Source organism: Streptomyces sp. HSG2 (assembly GCF_016598575.1).
GTDB lineage: Bacteria > Actinomycetota > Actinomycetes > Streptomycetales > Streptomycetaceae > Streptomyces.
In genome coordinates, this window is the sequence record NZ_CP066801.1 from 2,306,315 (window position 1) to 2,321,312 (window position 14,998).

General features: G+C 70.3%; 11 protein-coding genes. 8 read left to right on the plus strand and 3 right to left on the minus strand.

Annotation, left to right across the window (positions count from 1 at the left end):
• Window positions 1–299: 299 nt before the first annotated feature.
• The gene (locus JEK78_RS09530; RefSeq protein ID WP_200263659.1) at window positions 300–1,139 is read left to right on the plus strand and encodes an HAD family hydrolase; all 840 of its coding nucleotides are present in this window, start codon (window positions 300–302) and stop codon (window positions 1,137–1,139) included.
• A 372-nt stretch (window positions 1,140–1,511) separates the two neighbouring features.
• Here JEK78_RS09530 and JEK78_RS09535 read toward each other — a convergent pair whose 3' ends face one another.
• Complete coding sequence (locus JEK78_RS09535) at window positions 1,512–2,336, minus strand: Fic family protein (protein ID WP_200263660.1); 825 nt, start codon at window positions 2,334–2,336, stop codon at window positions 1,512–1,514.
• Between the two features lie 99 nt (window positions 2,337–2,435).
• Here JEK78_RS09535 and JEK78_RS09540 point away from each other — a divergent pair, with 99 nt between their 5' ends.
• Window positions 2,436–3,416, plus strand: coding sequence for an AAA family ATPase (locus JEK78_RS09540; RefSeq protein ID WP_200263661.1), 981 nt, complete (start codon window positions 2,436–2,438; stop codon window positions 3,414–3,416).
• Window positions 3,417–3,459: 43 nt separating this feature from the next.
• On the opposite strand, the gene JEK78_RS09545 is transcribed toward JEK78_RS09540, so the two are convergent.
• The gene (locus JEK78_RS09545; protein ID WP_200263662.1) at window positions 3,460–4,725 is read right to left on the minus strand and encodes a hypothetical protein; all 1,266 of its coding nucleotides are present in this window, start codon (window positions 4,723–4,725) and stop codon (window positions 3,460–3,462) included.
• A 361-nt stretch (window positions 4,726–5,086) separates the two neighbouring features.
• Here JEK78_RS09545 and JEK78_RS09550 point away from each other — a divergent pair, with 361 nt between their 5' ends.
• The 6 genes from JEK78_RS09550 to JEK78_RS23285 all read left to right on the plus strand — a co-directional run bounded on the left by JEK78_RS09550 (window position 5,087) and on the right by JEK78_RS23285 (window position 13,722).
• A complete protein-coding gene (locus tag JEK78_RS09550; RefSeq protein WP_200263663.1) occupies window positions 5,087–7,492 on the plus strand; it encodes a SulP family inorganic anion transporter in 2,406 nt (801 codons plus the stop codon).
• A 259-nt stretch (window positions 7,493–7,751) separates the two neighbouring features.
• Entirely contained in the window at window positions 7,752–9,716 is a 1,965-nt protein-coding gene (acs, locus tag JEK78_RS09555) for an acetate--CoA ligase (RefSeq protein ID WP_200263664.1), read from the plus strand.
• A gap of 649 nt (window positions 9,717–10,365) precedes the next feature.
• Window positions 10,366–11,793 (plus strand): Na+/H+ antiporter NhaA, encoded by a 1,428-nt coding sequence (gene nhaA, locus JEK78_RS09560; protein WP_200263665.1) that lies wholly within the window; start codon window positions 10,366–10,368, stop codon window positions 11,791–11,793.
• A 106-nt stretch (window positions 11,794–11,899) separates the two neighbouring features.
• Entirely contained in the window at window positions 11,900–12,394 is a 495-nt protein-coding gene (locus tag JEK78_RS09565) for a phage holin family protein (protein WP_200263666.1), read from the plus strand.
• The gene (locus tag JEK78_RS09570; RefSeq protein ID WP_200263667.1) at window positions 12,391–13,371 is read left to right on the plus strand and encodes an alpha/beta hydrolase; all 981 of its coding nucleotides are present in this window, start codon (window positions 12,391–12,393) and stop codon (window positions 13,369–13,371) included. The genes JEK78_RS09565 and JEK78_RS09570 overlap by 4 nt, the downstream gene beginning before the upstream one ends.
• Window positions 13,372–13,539: 168 nt before the next feature.
• Window positions 13,540–13,722 (plus strand): hypothetical protein, encoded by a 183-nt coding sequence (locus JEK78_RS23285; protein WP_242483324.1) that lies wholly within the window; start codon window positions 13,540–13,542, stop codon window positions 13,720–13,722.
• Window positions 13,723–13,764: 42 nt separating this feature from the next.
• Here the strand turns inward: JEK78_RS23285 and JEK78_RS09575 are convergent, their stop codons facing one another.
• Entirely contained in the window at window positions 13,765–14,964 is a 1,200-nt protein-coding gene (locus tag JEK78_RS09575; RefSeq protein ID WP_200264074.1) for a MarP family serine protease, read from the minus strand.
• Between the last annotated feature and the right edge of the window lie 34 nt (window positions 14,965–14,998).

Here is a 14,998-nt window from a genome sequence, read left to right on the forward strand (position 1 = left end):
GCGTGCGACTTCCGTAGAGCAGCGCGATGATTACGGAAGGTCAGGGAAGCGGCGGGCGGCAGCCACGACCACTCCGCTCGCGACCCGGCTCCTCGCCTGGACGAACCCCCCGGACATCGGCACGAACACACCCCGGACATGCGACGACCCCCGCCGGGGGGGAGAGCGGGGGTCGTCTCCACGGCCGACTCGGGGGGGGAGGAGTCGGACCGGGTTAGCACGGTCGCGAACGATCCGTGACTTCCATGGTGTACCCGAGGGCCTTCTCAAGCAAACCCACACGCTGTGCCTTACGCCGAATGGGCTGCGCCTATGCTCAGGGTGTGGAAAACCACTCGTTGCCCCGGACGGCGGCCTTCTTCGACCTGGACAAGACGGTCATTGCGAAGTCCAGCACGCTGACGTTCAGCAAGTCGTTCTACCAAGGCGGTCTGATCAACCGTCGAGCCGTCCTGCGGACGGCCTTCATCCAGTTCGTCTTCCTCGCGGGCGGAGCCGACCACGACCAGATGGAGCGCATGCGCGCCTACCTCTCGTCGCTCTGCCGCGGCTGGAACGTGCGGCAGGTGCGGGAGCTCGTCGCGGAGACGCTGCACGACCTGGTGGACCCGATCATCTACGACGAGGCGGCTTCCCTGATCGAGGCCCACCACACCGCGGGCCGGGACGTCGTCATCGTCTCCACCTCGGGTGCCGAGGTGGTCGAGCCGATCGGCGACCTGCTCGGCGCGGACCGGGTGGTCGCCACCCGCATGGTGGTGGGGGACGACGGATGCTTCACCGGAGAGATCGAATACTACGCCTACGGTCCCACGAAGGCGGAGGCCGTCCGGGAACTGGCCGAGTCCGAGGGATACGACCTGAGCCGGTGCTACGCCTACAGCGACTCGGCGACGGACCTGCCCATGTTGGAGTCGGTCGGTCGGCCGCACGCCGTGAACCCGGACCGGGCGTTGCGCCGGGAAGCGGTCGCCCGCGGGTGGCCGATCCTCGACTTCCACCGGCCGGTCAGCCTCAAAAAGCGGATCCCTTCCTTCCGCGTGTCCGCGCGCCCGGCACTGCTCGCGGCGGCCGCGATGGGCGCGACCGCCGCGGCGGGGCTCGTCTGGTACGCCGGTCGCCGCAGAGCGGTCCGGTGACGAAGGGTGCCCCCGGACGCCCTACGCGGGCCCCTCGGCCGAGTCCCGTCGGGCCGATGGGCAAAGAACCGGGAAGAGGGCTTCCGCTCGCCCCGCCTCCGGAGTACAAAGGAATCAGTGGCCCGCGCGACCAAGGGCATCCGAGAGGATCACCCTCACACATCGGCCCACGGACCGCGTATGGACACAGGAACCCACGCGACGTCGACCCGTCGAATACGGGCCAGTCACACCGGGGGACGGGCGAAGTTCCCGACCCGATGTGCTCTTTCGAGGACGCTTGGTAACCCGATGCCCATACCCGCGGCGGTACGAGTCCTCGTGCCGCCGCGGTGCCGTGCGAAGTGCGGCGCCGAGCACCGAGCACCGAGGTTACGCGGCGCCGCGCTGCAACGCCTCGCACACGGCGGTCGACTCCCGCGCCCCCAGGCGCACCGCCTCGGCGCAGTGGACGATCCACCCCGCCACGCCCTCCGGCGTGCCCGACGCGTACCCCGCCAACGCCTCCAGGTAGGCACCCAGCCCGAGTTCGGCGTGTCCGGCCTCCGCCGGGCACACGGACTTCGGGTCCAGCCCGCTGCCGACCAGGACGATCCGCTCCGCCGCGCGGGCCACCGGGCCGTTGTGCGAGACGAACGGCCGTAGCGTCAGCAACTCCCCGTGCACGACGGCCGCGGTCACGAGCGCCGGTGCCGAGCTGCCCGCCAGGATCAACGCGGCCAGCCCCTCCAGGCGACCGTGCGCTTCCTCGGCACTCGCCAGCGGAAGCTCGATCAAGGGCTCGTCGACCTGTTCACCCGCCTGTCGCGGGCGGCCGATCACGTCGTCGCGTCCGGCCGCCGCCACCAAGTGCAGCCGGGCCAGGACGCGCAGCGGGGACTGGCGCCAGACGGAGAGGAGTTGTCCGGCCTCCGCGGTCAGCCGCAACGACGCCCCCACGGTGCGGGCCTCGCGGTCGTCGCCGAAGTCCGAACGCCTGCGCACCTCTTCCAAGGCCCAGTCGGCACCGGCCAGCGCCGCCGAGCCACGCGCGCCGCGCAGCGCGGCCTCCGAGGTCACCTCGTTGCCGCGGCGGCGCATGACCCGGTGTCCGTAGACCCGGTCCACGGCCCGCCGCACGGACTCCACTGACGCGGCGACGCCCGAAAGGGTGCCCAGTGCCGCGAGGGGATCGGGGGTGGCGCCTGGCGTACTCATGGGTACGACCCTACGCACTCGCCTACCGAGAGCCACGAAGGAGTGGTCCTTTCCCGCGAATACGGACGGTGCGCCACACCGAGACTACGCTTGGTGAACATGAAAATTGCTTTCGTCGGGAAGGGCGGGAGTGGCAAGACCACACTCTCCTCCCTGTTCGTCCGACATCTGGCCGCCGCCGGCGCACCGGTGTTGGCGATCGACGCCGACATCAACCAGAACCTCGGGGTCGCTCTCGGACTCGACGAGAGCGAGGCCCGCGCCCTGCCGGCGATGGCCGACCGGCTGGCACTGATCAAGGACTACCTGCGCGGCGACAATCCCCGTATCACCTCCCCGGAGACAATGATCAAAACCACCCCGCCCGGGCGGGGCTCTCGCCTGCTTCGAACGCACCAAGACGATCCGGTCCACGACGCCTGCGCACGCCCCGTCACGCTCGACGGCTCGTCCGCCCGCCTGATGGTGACCGGCGGCTTCACGGAGGCCGACCTGGGCGTCTCCTGCTACCACTCCAAGGCGGGCGCCGTGGAGTTGTACCTCAACCACTTGGTCGACGGTCCGGACGAATACGTCGTGGTGGACATGACGGCCGGCGCGGACTCGTTCGCCTCGGGGCTGTTCACCCGGTTCGACATCACGTTCCTGGTGGCGGAGCCGACCCGGCGGGGGGTCGGGGTCCATCGGCAGTACCGTGAGTACTCCCACGATTTCGACATCGCCCTGAGAGTGGTGGGCAACAAGACCCGGGGGCCCGAGGACCTCGCGTACCTCCGGGCCGCCGTCGGCGAGGACCTGCTCACGACCGTGGACCACTCGGAATGGGTGCGCGCCATGGAGAGGGGGCGCCCGGCTCCCTTCGCCACCCTGGAGAGCGCCACCCGGCGGGCCCTGGGGCGGATGCGGGAGGCCGTCGACGCCTCCTACGACTCCCGGGACTGGGAGCGCTACACCCGGCAGATGGTGGACTTCCACCTCAAGAACGCCCGGAGCTGGGGAGACGGACGAACCGGTGTCGACCTGGCCGCCCAGGTCGACACCGGTTTCGTCCTCGGTGAGGGGGCCGGAGCGCCCGCCTGACCGGATCCGGCGCGCCCCGTCCCCTCCGATGCCTCGCCGTCCCCTACTCCTCGCGAGCGGGGGCGCCGGGTACGCCCTTGGGGGTCGGCGGTGGGTCGGTGGCGAGGTAGGACGCCCAGCCTCCCTTGGGGGCTTCGCCGACCTTCAGCGCGCGCAGCTTTTTCAGCGTGCCGGGTTCCTGCGCGTCCAGCCAGTCCACGAGCTGACGGAAGGACACGCAGCGGACGTCCTTCTTGGTGCATACCTCTTCGACCACCTCTTCGATGGCCCGCATGTACGTGCCGCCGTTCCAGGACTCGAAGTGGTTGCCGATGATCAGGGGAGCGCGATTGCCGTCGTAGGCCCGGTAGAACCCGCTCAGCAGGCCGTCCCGCATCTGGTCGCCCCAGAGACGGTGCTTGGTCGGATCGCCCTGGGTCGTGGTTCCCGACTGGTTGACCATGAAGTTGTAGTCCATCGCCAGTTGCTCGAAGTCGTGCCCGGGGAAGGGGACGAGTTGCAGCGAAACGTCCCACAGCCCGTTCTTCCGCTCGGGCCACACCTGGTCGTTGACCCCGCTGCTGTCGTAGCGGAACCCCAGGTCGGCCGCGGCCCGCGTGAAATTCTCCTGCCCTTCGAGACAGGGCGTGCGAGCGCCGATCAGCTCTTTCTCGTAGTCGAACGGGAGCGGGGCCGCGTCGTCCGTTTCGGAGTTGGTCTTCCAGGATTTGACGAAACGTTTCGCTTGAGCGATCTCGTCTTTCCACTCCTCCACGGACCACTCACCCACGCCGCCCGCCCCACAGAAGTGTCCGTTGAAGTGGGTTCCGATCTCGTTGCCCTCCAGCCACGCCAGGCGCAGCTGCCGGACGGTGTCGGCAATGCCCTGAGCGTCGTTGAAGCCGATGTCGGACCGGCCGGGCGAGTGCTGGGGCGGGCGGTACAGATTTCGCTTCTCCTCGGGCAGGAGGTAGACCCCGCTGAGGAAGTACGTCATGGTGGCGTCGTTCCGCTTGGCCACCTCACGGAAGTGGGAGAAGAGCTTCTGGCTGTCCTCCCCCGCGCCGTCCCAGGAGAACACCACGAACTGGGGTGGCCTGTCACCGGGTTCCAGGCGTCGAGGTTTCGGCAGGTTCGGCTGGGCGCCCGTGTAGGCGGTGGAACCGTCGCCGATCAGCCTCATCGCGCTGCCCGGCGCGGGAACCTCCTTCACCTTCTGTCGTCCGGTCGTGTCCCCCGAACCGTCCGCGCCGAAGCCACAGCCCGCCAGCGATGTGGCACAGACAGCGGCGATCAAGGCGCACGCCGTGTTCCTGCGATGGGTGGCCATGTGTCGCCCACCTTCTTCCTTCTCAGGGGCCGACGCCGTGCGGGCGCCGTCGTGTGCTGTGCCGGGAGGTGCCGTCAGCGCCGCCAAGCTCGCACGAAGGCGAGAACGGATTAGTACGACAAGCCGATGTAATGAGGGATTCACTCGTCTGAGCCGGCCCTTGGGCCATACGTGGGAGATGTCTATGCCCAGCCTTTACTCTGCATTACGATCCATTTACTGAGCGCGACGATCGGTGCTCTCCGTGAACACCGCTTCCGCGTCGCATCCCCCGCCGTACGCCGTGACCCACGGCCGCGCCCGCCCCACGCGGGGCGCCCCCAGACAACCGCGACCGCGCAGCCCCGGAGGAGACGGGAAAATGTCCGCCTGCGTCCCCACCCGCACCGCTGATCCAGACCGGGCCCGACCGCCCCACTCCCGCCCGTCGGGCGGCGGTCCACGCCGCCTCCGCGTCGCGGGCGCCGACGTGTCGGCCTCCATCGCGGTCTTCCTGATCGCTCTCCCGCTCTCCCTGGGCATCGCCCTGGCCACCGGCGCCCCCCTCCAGGCCGGGCTGGTCGCCGCAGCGGTGGGCGGCATCGTCGCCGGGTGGCTGGGCGGCTGCCCCCTCCAGGTCACCGGCCCCGCCGCCGGGCTCACCGTGGTCACCGCCGACCTCATTCAGCAATACGGCTGGCGGACCACGTGCGCCATCACCATTCTCGCCGGCTTCGCGCAGCTGGGCCTCGGCTGCCTTCGGGTGGCACGCACGGCCTTGGCCGTCAGTCCCGCCATCGTGCACGGCATGCTCGCCGGGATCGGCGTCACCATCGCCGTCGCGCAGTTGCACATCGTCCTCGGCGGAACACCGCAGAGTTCCGTGCCGGACAACCTGCGCGCGCTCCCCGCGCAACTCGCCGATCTGCACCCGGCCGCCCTGTCGGTGAGCACGCTGACCCTGGCCCTTCTCCTGCTCTGGCCGCGGCTTCCCGGTCGCACCGGTCGAGGGCTGGGCAAGGTCCCCGCCGCCCTTGTCGCCGTGACCGGATCGACGGCCGTCGCCGCCCTGACCGGCCTCCGACTTCCCAAGGTCGATCTGCCGTCCTGGAGCAGTCACGCGCTGGCCACGCTGCCCGACGGGCCGGTGCTGGGGCTCGTCGCCGCAGTGCTCACCATCACCCTGGTGTGCAGCGTGCAGTCCCTCCTGGGGGCCGTGGCCGTGGACAAGCTGGTCGCCGCCAGGGGCGACCTTCCGCCGAGGGCCGGACGCTCCGACCTCGACCGCGAGTTGTTGGGCCAGGGCGCGGCCAACATCGTCTCCGGTTCCCTGGGCGGCCTGCCGGTGGCCGGCGTCGCCGTGCGCAGCACCGCGAACGTCAACGCCGGGGCCGTCAGCCGGGACTCCACGATGCTGCACGGCGGCCTCGTCGTGGTCGCCACGCTGCTCCTGGTTCCCGCGCTGGAGCTGATCCCGCTCGCCGCGCTCGCCGCGTTGGTGATGGCGATCGGCGTACAGATGGTCTCGCTCCACCACATCCGCACGGTGACTCGTCACCGCGAGGTCCTGGTGTACGCGACCACCCTCGGCGGCGTCGTGATCCTCGGCGTCCTGGAGGGCGTCGCCCTGGGAATCGCCTCCGGTGTCGGTGTCGCCCTGCACCGCCTGACCCGTACGCGGATCACTCATCGACACCACGACGCCGAACACCATGTGCATGTGCGGGGGCAGTTGACCTTCCTCGCGGTGCCACGACTCAGTCGTGTCCTGCACCTCGTCCCCCCGAGCGCCCACGTCGTGGTGGAGCTGGACGGTTCCTTTATGGACCACGCGGCGTACGAGACCTTGCAGGACTGGCAGAAGACGCACACCGCGCGAGGCGGCTCCGTGCGGATCAACGGACGCCGCCCCGGCACGCGCATCTCCGAGCCGCGGGACGCCTCGACGCGTTGTCGCTGTCGCCCCTGGACCGCCTGGCGCAACCACCAATGCGACGACCCGCGCGCCACGCGCGTCGCCACCGACGACGCGGCCGGCCGGCCGCGTGCCGCCAGCGAGCGGGAACTCGCCCGGGGGATCAGCGCCTTCCAGCACAACACGGCCCCACTGGTACGCGACGAGTTGTCACGCCTGGCCCGCGAGGGACAGCAGCCCTCTCAACTCTTCCTGACCTGTGCCGACTCACGCCTGGTCACCTCCATGATCACGTCCAGTGGCCCCGGCGATCTCTTCGTCGTCCGCAACGTGGGAAACCTCGTACCGCCGCCCGGCGCGGAAAGCGGTGACGACTCCGTGGCCGCTGCCATCGAGTACGCCGTGGACGTGCTGAAGGTGCGGTCCATCACGGTGTGCGGCCACTCTGGATGCGGCGCCATGCAGGCGTTGCTGGCCGCCGACCCCTCCGACACCGACACCCCGCTACAACGGTGGCTCAGGCACGGCCTCCCCAGTCTGCGGCGCTTGAGGAGCGAGGACTCCGTCCGGCTGACGAGAGACCTGCCCACGGGCACGGTCGACGCGGTCGAGCAACTGGGGATCACCAACGTGGTCCAGCAGTTGGAGCATCTGCGCGACCACGAAGCGGTGGCCCGCGCCCTGCGCGCCGGCCGGCTGGAACTGCAGGGCATGTACTTCCACGTCGGCGAGGCCCAGGCCTACCTGCTCGACCGACGCGGGGACGACGAGATGTTCCTCGTCGTCAGCGAGGAGGCGGAACCGGAGGACCGGAGGGATGCCGTAGGCGGCGACACACCCCCAGACACGGACCGGGCCGGACAGCCGGTCTGACGCGACGAGGCCCATGCCAAGCCGACGCCGAGTCGCGGGCCGCGGGGAGCGTCGGCCGGCCCCCTGGCCACCGCCCGGGCTTCCACCACCTCCCCGCGCCGCCCGCACCGTCCCGCCCGGGAGGAAGGGGACAGGGGCACTCGCCGGCCGGATCACCGCGGGCGGGTCCACCAGGCGGGCGTTCCCTTGTCTCGGCACCCGCCGTCTGATGAGCTGTGGTCCGGGACACGTGGGGCACCCTCGGGGAATGGGAGATGTCGTGAGCAACGAGAGCCTGGCCAACCTCCTGAAGGAGGAGCGTCGCTTCGCTCCTCCCGCCGACCTCGCCGCGCGAGCCAACGTCAGGGCGGAGGCGTACGACGAGGCCCGTGCCGACCGCCTCGGTTTCTGGGCCGAGCAGGCGCGTCGGCTCACGTGGGCGAAGGAGCCGACGGAGACCCTGGACTGGTCGAATCCACCGTTCGCCCGTTGGTTCGGCGACGGCACGCTCAACGTGTCGTACAACTGTGTGGACCGGCACGTCGAGCGAGGTCACGGCGACCGGGTCGCCATCCACTTCGAGGGCGAGGCCGGGGACCGTCGGGTCCTCACGTACGCCGACTTGAAGGACGAGGTGTGTCGGGCGGCCAACGCCCTTCTCGAACTGGGTGTCGGCCCGGGAGACCGGGTCGCCGTCTACCTGCCGATGATCCCGGAGGCGGTGGTCGCGATGTTGGCCTGTGCCCGGATCGGCGCCGTGCACTCGGTGGTCTTCGGCGGTTTCTCCGCCGACGCCCTGGCCTCCCGCATCGAGGACGCGGCGGCGCGGGTCGTGATCACCGCGGACGGGGGTCACCGGCGGGGGAAGCCCTCCCCTCTCAAACCGGCCGTCGACGAGGCGGTGAGCCGCACGCGGGGGGTGGAGCACGTCCTGGTGGTGCGGCGCACCGGTCAGGACGTTGCCTGGGACGGCAGCCGCGACATCTGGTGGCACGACCTGGTCGCGCGCCAGTCGACCGATCACTCGCCGCTGCCGTTCGACGCGGAACACCCGCTGTTCATCCTGTACACCTCCGGCACGACCGGCAAACCCAAGGGCATCCTGCACACTTCCGGGGGCTATCTCACCCAGACGGCGTACACGCACTGGGCGGTGTTCGACCTCAAGCCCGAGACCGACGTGTACTGGTGCACGGCGGATGTGGGCTGGGTCACCGGACACTCGTACATCGTGTACGGGCCCCTCGCCAACGGCGCCACCCAGGTGATCTACGAGGGCACCCCGGACACGCCGCACCGGGGCCGGTTCTGGGAGATCGTGCAGCGGTACGGGGTCTCGATCCTGTACACGGCGCCGACGGCCATCCGGACGTTCATGAAGTGGGGAGACGACCTCCCCGCCTCATTCGACCTGAGCGGTCTCCGGGTGTTGGGCTCCGTCGGCGAACCGATCAACCCCGAGGCCTGGGTCTGGTATCGGGAGACGATCGGCGGCGGTCGGACGCCCGTCGTCGACACCTGGTGGCAGACGGAGACAGGGGCCATGATGATCACGCCGCTGCCCGGAGTGACGGCGGCCAAGCCGGGTTCGGCGCAGCGCCCGCTGCCCGGCATCTCCGCTACCGTCGTGGACGACGAGGGCAACGAGGTGCCCGACGGCTCGGGGGGGTACCTGGTCCTCACCGAGCCCTGGCCCTCGATGCTGCGCACCATCTGGGGAGACGACCAGCGCTTCGTCGACACCTACTGGAAGCGGTTCCCCGGCGTGTACTTCGCGGGGGACGGCGCCAAGAAGGACGACGACGGCGACATCTGGCTACTGGGCAGGGTCGACGATGTGATGTTGGTGTCGGGTCACAACATCTCCACCACCGAGGTGGAGTCCGCCTTGGTCTCCCACCCCTCCGTCGCGGAGGCGGCCGTCGTGGGTGCCGCCGACGAGACGACGGGGCAGGCGATCGTGGCGTTCGTCATCCTCCTTGGATCGGTGGCCGAGACCGACGAGCTGGCGGCCGAGCTGCGTCGACATGTCTCCGCGACGCTGGGGCCGATCGCCAGGCCCCAGCGCGTCCTCCCCGTGACGGAGTTGCCGAAGACCCGCTCGGGCAAGATCATGCGCCGGCTCCTGCGCGACGTGGCCGAGAACCGGAAGCTCGGGGACGTCACCACGTTGACCGAGACGGAGAGCCTGACCCGGATCGTCGACCGCATGAGGGCGCGGTCGACGAGCGAGGACGACGCGTAGCGCACGGTGCCGGAGGGGAGGGGCCCGGGCAGGCGGTCTCGCCGCCGACCCCGGCATCCGCCCCGACAGGCCGGAGAGCGTCCGGGATCCGGTGGTCGCAGGCCGGGCCACGCGAGCGGTCGGCGAGAAGGCGGAGCCGTACTCGCCGCGGAGGACCCGCCTCGCGGCCGGGCGCCGGGCAATGCCGGATGGCCCGATCGGGTGCCCCCGATCCGGTGAGCGTCGGTGTCGGCCGTCGGACCCGTGCCGGGCCGCGGCGCGGCGGCCTCTCCCTGTCCCGAGAGTCGGTGGAGCCGCCCGTACGGGAGCCAGACCCCAGACCACGCGAGCCGGTCGCCACCGGCCGAGGCGCCGGGGGCGCTTGGGGCGAGTGCCGCCGAAGGGTGGGAAGCGCGCCACGTGCCGAGGCGCCGTCGCCGGCCCCACCGGACCGCGCCAGGGCTCACCCGTGGACCCCCGGGAGAGCCGCGACGCCTTCCTGGCCTGCTCGATCTCCCTATTTCACAAGGAAGATCATCCGACTGCACCGGCGCACATTAGGTACGCTAAGGAACGCGCCAAAGGAAGAACGACAAGCAGAACCCCATGGTGAGCCGGGAAGTCTGGTCGGCAGGCGTTTCGTGCTGTCCAACAACCGGAGGTCCCCCTCGTGACCGAGCCCCGCACCAACCGCAAGGCCTTCGGACGCGTGTCGCTCCCCGAACGGAACTTCGTCGCGGACGCCCTGCGCACCGAGACGGTCGGCGGCGTCTTGCTCCTGGTGGCGGCGATCACCGCCCTGATCTGGAGCAACGTACCGGCCCTGCACGACAGCTACGAGAGTGTCAGCCACTTCAAGTTCGGCCCCGAGGCACTCGGCCTGAAGCTGTCGGTCTCGCACTGGGCGGCGGACGGCCTCCTGGCGATCTTCTTCTTCGTCGCCGGCATCGAACTCAAACGCGAACTGGTCGCGGGGGATCTCCGGGATCCCAGGGCCGCCGCACTGCCGGTGGTGGCCGCCCTGTGCGGTATGGCCATCCCGGCCCTCACCTACGTCGTCACCGCCCTGTCCATGGGCGGCTCGCTGGCCGGCTGGGCCGTGCCCACCGCCACCGACATCGCCTTCGCCCTGGCCGTGCTCGCGGTGATCGGGACCTCGCTCCCCAGCGCGCTGCGGGCGTTCCTGCTGACTCTCGCGATCGTGGACGACCTCTTCGCGATCCTGATCATCGCGATCTTCTTCACCTCCGAGCTGAACTTCCTCTGGCTCGGCGGCGCGCTGCTCGGGCTCGCGCTCTTCTGGCTGCTGCTCCGCTTGAACGTGCGCGGATGGTACGTGTACATCCCGCTGGCGCTGACGATCTGGGCGCTGATGTACAACAGCGGCGTGCACGCCACCATCGCGGGTGTGGCCATGGGACTGTTGCTGCGCTGCTCCAAGCGGGAAGGCGAGGACCACTCGCCCGGCGAGCACATCGAGCACCTCGTGCGCCCCGTTTCGGCCGGTTTCGCGGTACCGATGTTCGCCCTGTTCAGCGCGGGTGTCGCCGTCACCGGCGAGGCCTTGGCCGACGTGTTCACACAGCCCGAGACGCTCGGCGTGGTACTCGGTCTCGTGCTCGGCAAGACCTTCGGCATCTTCGGCGGCACGTGGTTGACGGCCCGTTTCACCAAGGCGTCGCTCAGCGACAATCTGGCGTGGCCGGACGTGTTCGCCGTGTCCGGGCTCGCCGGCATCGGCTTCACCGTGTCCCTGCTCATCGGCGAGCTGGCCTTCGTGGGCGACGCGGAGATGACCGCGGAGATCAAGGCGTCCGTTCTCACCGGTTCCCTGATCGCCGCAGTCGTGGCGTCGGTGCTGCTGAAGATACGGAACGCCAAGTACCGCAAGGTGATCGAGGCCGAGGAACGTGACGAGGACAGCAGTGGCATACCCGACGTCTACGAAGAAGACGATCCGGCCCACCATCTGAGGATCGCCGAGATCTGCGAACGCAAGGCCGCGGAGCACCGCCGGTTGGCGGAGGAGAAGGCACGCCGGAAAGGTCTCGCCGACGCACCCGACGCGACGGGCGAGCAGGGCGGCCGTCCGGCATGATCTGACCGGGATGGTAGACGTGGTGGGGCGGCTCGCGTCCGGCGGAAGACGCACGGCCATACGCCCGACCCGTACGAAGACACGCCAGTGGAAGAGGGAGACCGCGATGAGCGCACCCGACGGCAGCCCGGTCGGTACCGAACGCAGCCTCGGCCGGCTGGTCGCCTCGGCGACCGCCGAGATGTCGGAGTTGGTGCACGACGAGATCGCGCTGGCGAAGGCCCAGCTGAAGCAGGACGCCAAACGAGCCCTGAACGGCGGGGCGGCCTTCCTGGTGGGCGGCGTCCTGCTGCTCTTCTCCCTCCCGATGCTCAACTTCGCCCTCGCCTACGGCATCCGCGCCTGGAGCGGCTGGAACCTGGCCCTCTGCTTCCTGCTCTCCTTCGCCGCGAACCTCTTGGTCGCGGGCGTCCTCGGACTGATCGGCATGGTCTTCCTGAAGAAGGCGAAGCAGAGCCACGCGCCCCAGAAGGTCGCCGCCTCCATGAAGGAGAGCGCGGAAGTCCTGCACAGGGCGAAGCCGCACCCCCGTCCGGCGCTGCCGGAAGGGGCGGAGGGCGCGCCCACGAGTGTCGAGGCTGTGGCACGCTCGTCCTCATGACGGGCTCCTCCCCTCTCTCCGGACCATCCGACCCGGTACCGCCGAGCGTGGGCGCCTCGGCCTCGGCCGTGCGCCCGGCGATCCCCGACGGGCGTCGGGTGACGCACCGGGACGTGGCCGCCAACGGCGCCCGCTTCCACATCGCCGAACTCGGCGAGGGACCACTGGTCCTCCTCGTCCACGGGTTTCCGCAGTTCTGGTGGACCTGGCGACACCAGCTGCCGGCCCTCGCCGACGCCGGCTTCCGGGCCGTGGCGATGGATCTTCGGGGCGTGGGAGGGAGCGACCGCACGCCACGCGGCTACGACCCGGCGGGTCTCGCCATGGACATCACCGGGGTGATCCGCTCCCTGGGGGAGCCGGACGCCGCGTTGGTGGGTCACGATCTGGGCGGCTACCTGGCCTGGACGGCCGCGGCGATGCGGCCCAAGCTCGTACGACGCCTGGTGGTGGCCTCGATGCCGCATCCCCGGCGGTGGCGCTCGGCGATGCTGTCCGACATCCGGCAGTCCCGCGCGAGCTCGCACATCTGGGGGTTCCAGCGCCCCTGGATCCCGGAACGGCGCCTGACCGCGGACGGCGGGGCCCTGGTGGGAGAGCTGATCAGGGAATGGTCGGGGCCGCGCCCGCCGGAGGCGGGGGCGATCGAGACCTACCGACGCGCCATGTGCGTCCCGTCCACGGCGCACTGCGCGATCGAGCCCTACCGGTGGATGGTTCGGTCTCTCGCGCGCCCCGACGGAATCCAGTTCAACCGGCGTATGAAACGACCCGTACGGGTGCCGACGCTCCATCTGCACGGCTCGCTGGACCCGGTGTTGCGCACCCGCGGCGCCGCCGGTTCGGGCGAGTACGTGGAAGCTCCCTACCGTTGGCGGTTGTTCGACGGACTGGGGCACTTCCCGCACGAGGAGGACCCGACCGGCTTCTCAGCAGAGCTGATCAACTGGCTGAGGGACCCCGAACCCGACCGTTGACCACCGGGCGGTGGCACGGACCCGGGCGGATACGCACGCGACCCGGTCCACGAGTTGAGCACCCACACCCGAACGGTCCGCCCACGAAAGGCCACTTGCCCCGCGCATAGGCCGATCGGATGCGCCGGAGGCGATTATGGACCTTGGAGCTGGGGCACACGTCCCGGTATGGGCTGGACGCACGACTACGACGACGTAGTACGCAACGACCGCGCCACGCGGGGTGTGAGCACCCGTCAGCGAGGGCGCTCCCCACGGCAGTCGGGTACGGGACCACGCGTGGGCATCCCGCGCATCCTGCGTCGCCGGGCCCGCTGGGTCTCGGTACGCCTGCGCCACCCCCGGGGTTGATCCACCCGCGAGCCGCAGGCGTGGGAGTCCGGGGCGGCGGGGCTACATGGCGCAGCTGTCGGTGTCCACTGCCCGGCTCGCGGAGCGGCCCCGGACGATGTCCTCCTCGATCTCGTCCACGGTGAGCGCGTAGCCGGTCGCCGCGTCGTCGAGGGACTTCGCGAAGATCACGCCGTACACCCGGCCGTCCGGTGTGAGGAGCGGTCCTCCGGAGTTTCCCTGACGGACCGTGGCATGGAGGGAGTAGACGTCCCGACGCACCGTGTCACGGTGGTAGATGTCCGGACCGCTGGCCGCGATCCGCCCTCGCACCCTCGCGGCCCGCACGTCGTAGCCGCCGTTCTCCGGGAACCCGGCCACGATGGCGTCGTCCCCGCTCCCGGCGTCATCGGTCGCGAATCGCAGTACGGGCGCGCGCAGATCCGGCACGTCGAGCACGGCGATGTCCCGCCGCCAGTCGTACAGCACCACCGTGGCGTCGTGGCGCGGCCCCTCGCCCCCGATCTGCACGGTCGGTTCGTCGACTCCGCCCACCACGTGCGCGTTGGTCATCACCCGGCGCTCGGCGAAGACGAAGCCAGTGCCCTCCAGGACCTTGCCGCAGCCGGTGGCGGTGCCCATCACCTTGACGATGGAGCGCTGGGCGTCGTTCGCGACGAGGCTGTCGGCGAGCGCCGGGTCGGGGGGCTCGACCTCCGTGATCGGCTCGCTGGCGAAGGGGCCGAAGACCTGGGGAAGGCCGTTGCGGGCCAAGGCCGATGTGAAGTCGTCGAACCAGGTGTCGGCTTGGGTGGGCAACACCTCCTGGACGCCGAGCAGGACTCGGGAACTGCGGACTTCCTTGGCCACCGTCGGCATCGTCGTCCGCGCCACGGCCGACCCGAGGAGCCAGGCCACGAGCAGCAGCGCCACCACGTTGACGAGCGCGCCCCCCGTCGCGTCCAAGGCGCGCGCCGGGGACCAGGTGATGTGACGCCGCAGGACACCGCCCAGATGGGTGGTGAACGCCTGGCCCACCGACGCGCAGACGATGACCACGACCACCGCGACGACCGCGGCGGCCGTGCTCACCTCCGCGTTCTCCGTCAGGGAATCCCAGACGACGGGCAGGGCGTAGACGGCGACGAGGCCGCCCCCGAGGAAGCCGGTCACCGACAGGACACCGACGACGAACCCCTGGCGGTAGCCCACGATCGCGAACCAGACGGCGGCGACCAGCAACAGGACGTCCAGCACGTTCACCGCATCCACAGCCCCGCCTCGTCGATCCGCTCGC

What these genes read in the sequence shown, in the direction of transcription:
- JEK78_RS23285 (WP_242483324.1), top strand. Translation starts at nt 13,540, where the DNA reads ATGGGCTGGACGCACGACTACGACGACGTAGTACGCAACGACCGCGCC.
- JEK78_RS09565 (WP_200263666.1), top strand. Translation starts at nt 11,900, where the DNA reads ATGAGCGCACCCGACGGCAGCCCGGTCGGTACCGAACGCAGCCTCGGC.
- JEK78_RS09530 (WP_200263659.1), top strand. Translation starts at nt 300, where the DNA reads ATGGGCTGCGCCTATGCTCAGGGTGTGGAAAACCACTCGTTGCCCCGG.
- JEK78_RS09570 (WP_200263667.1), top strand. Translation starts at nt 12,391, where the DNA reads ATGACGGGCTCCTCCCCTCTCTCCGGACCATCCGACCCGGTACCGCCG.
- JEK78_RS09540 (WP_200263661.1), top strand. Translation starts at nt 2,436, where the DNA reads ATGAAAATTGCTTTCGTCGGGAAGGGCGGGAGTGGCAAGACCACACTC.
- JEK78_RS09550 (WP_200263663.1), top strand. Translation starts at nt 5,087, where the DNA reads ATGTCCGCCTGCGTCCCCACCCGCACCGCTGATCCAGACCGGGCCCGA.
- JEK78_RS09545 (WP_200263662.1), bottom strand. Translation starts at nt 4,725, where the DNA reads ATGGCCACCCATCGCAGGAACACGGCGTGCGCCTTGATCGCCGCTGTC.
- JEK78_RS09535 (WP_200263660.1), bottom strand. Translation starts at nt 2,336, where the DNA reads ATGAGTACGCCAGGCGCCACCCCCGATCCCCTCGCGGCACTGGGCACC.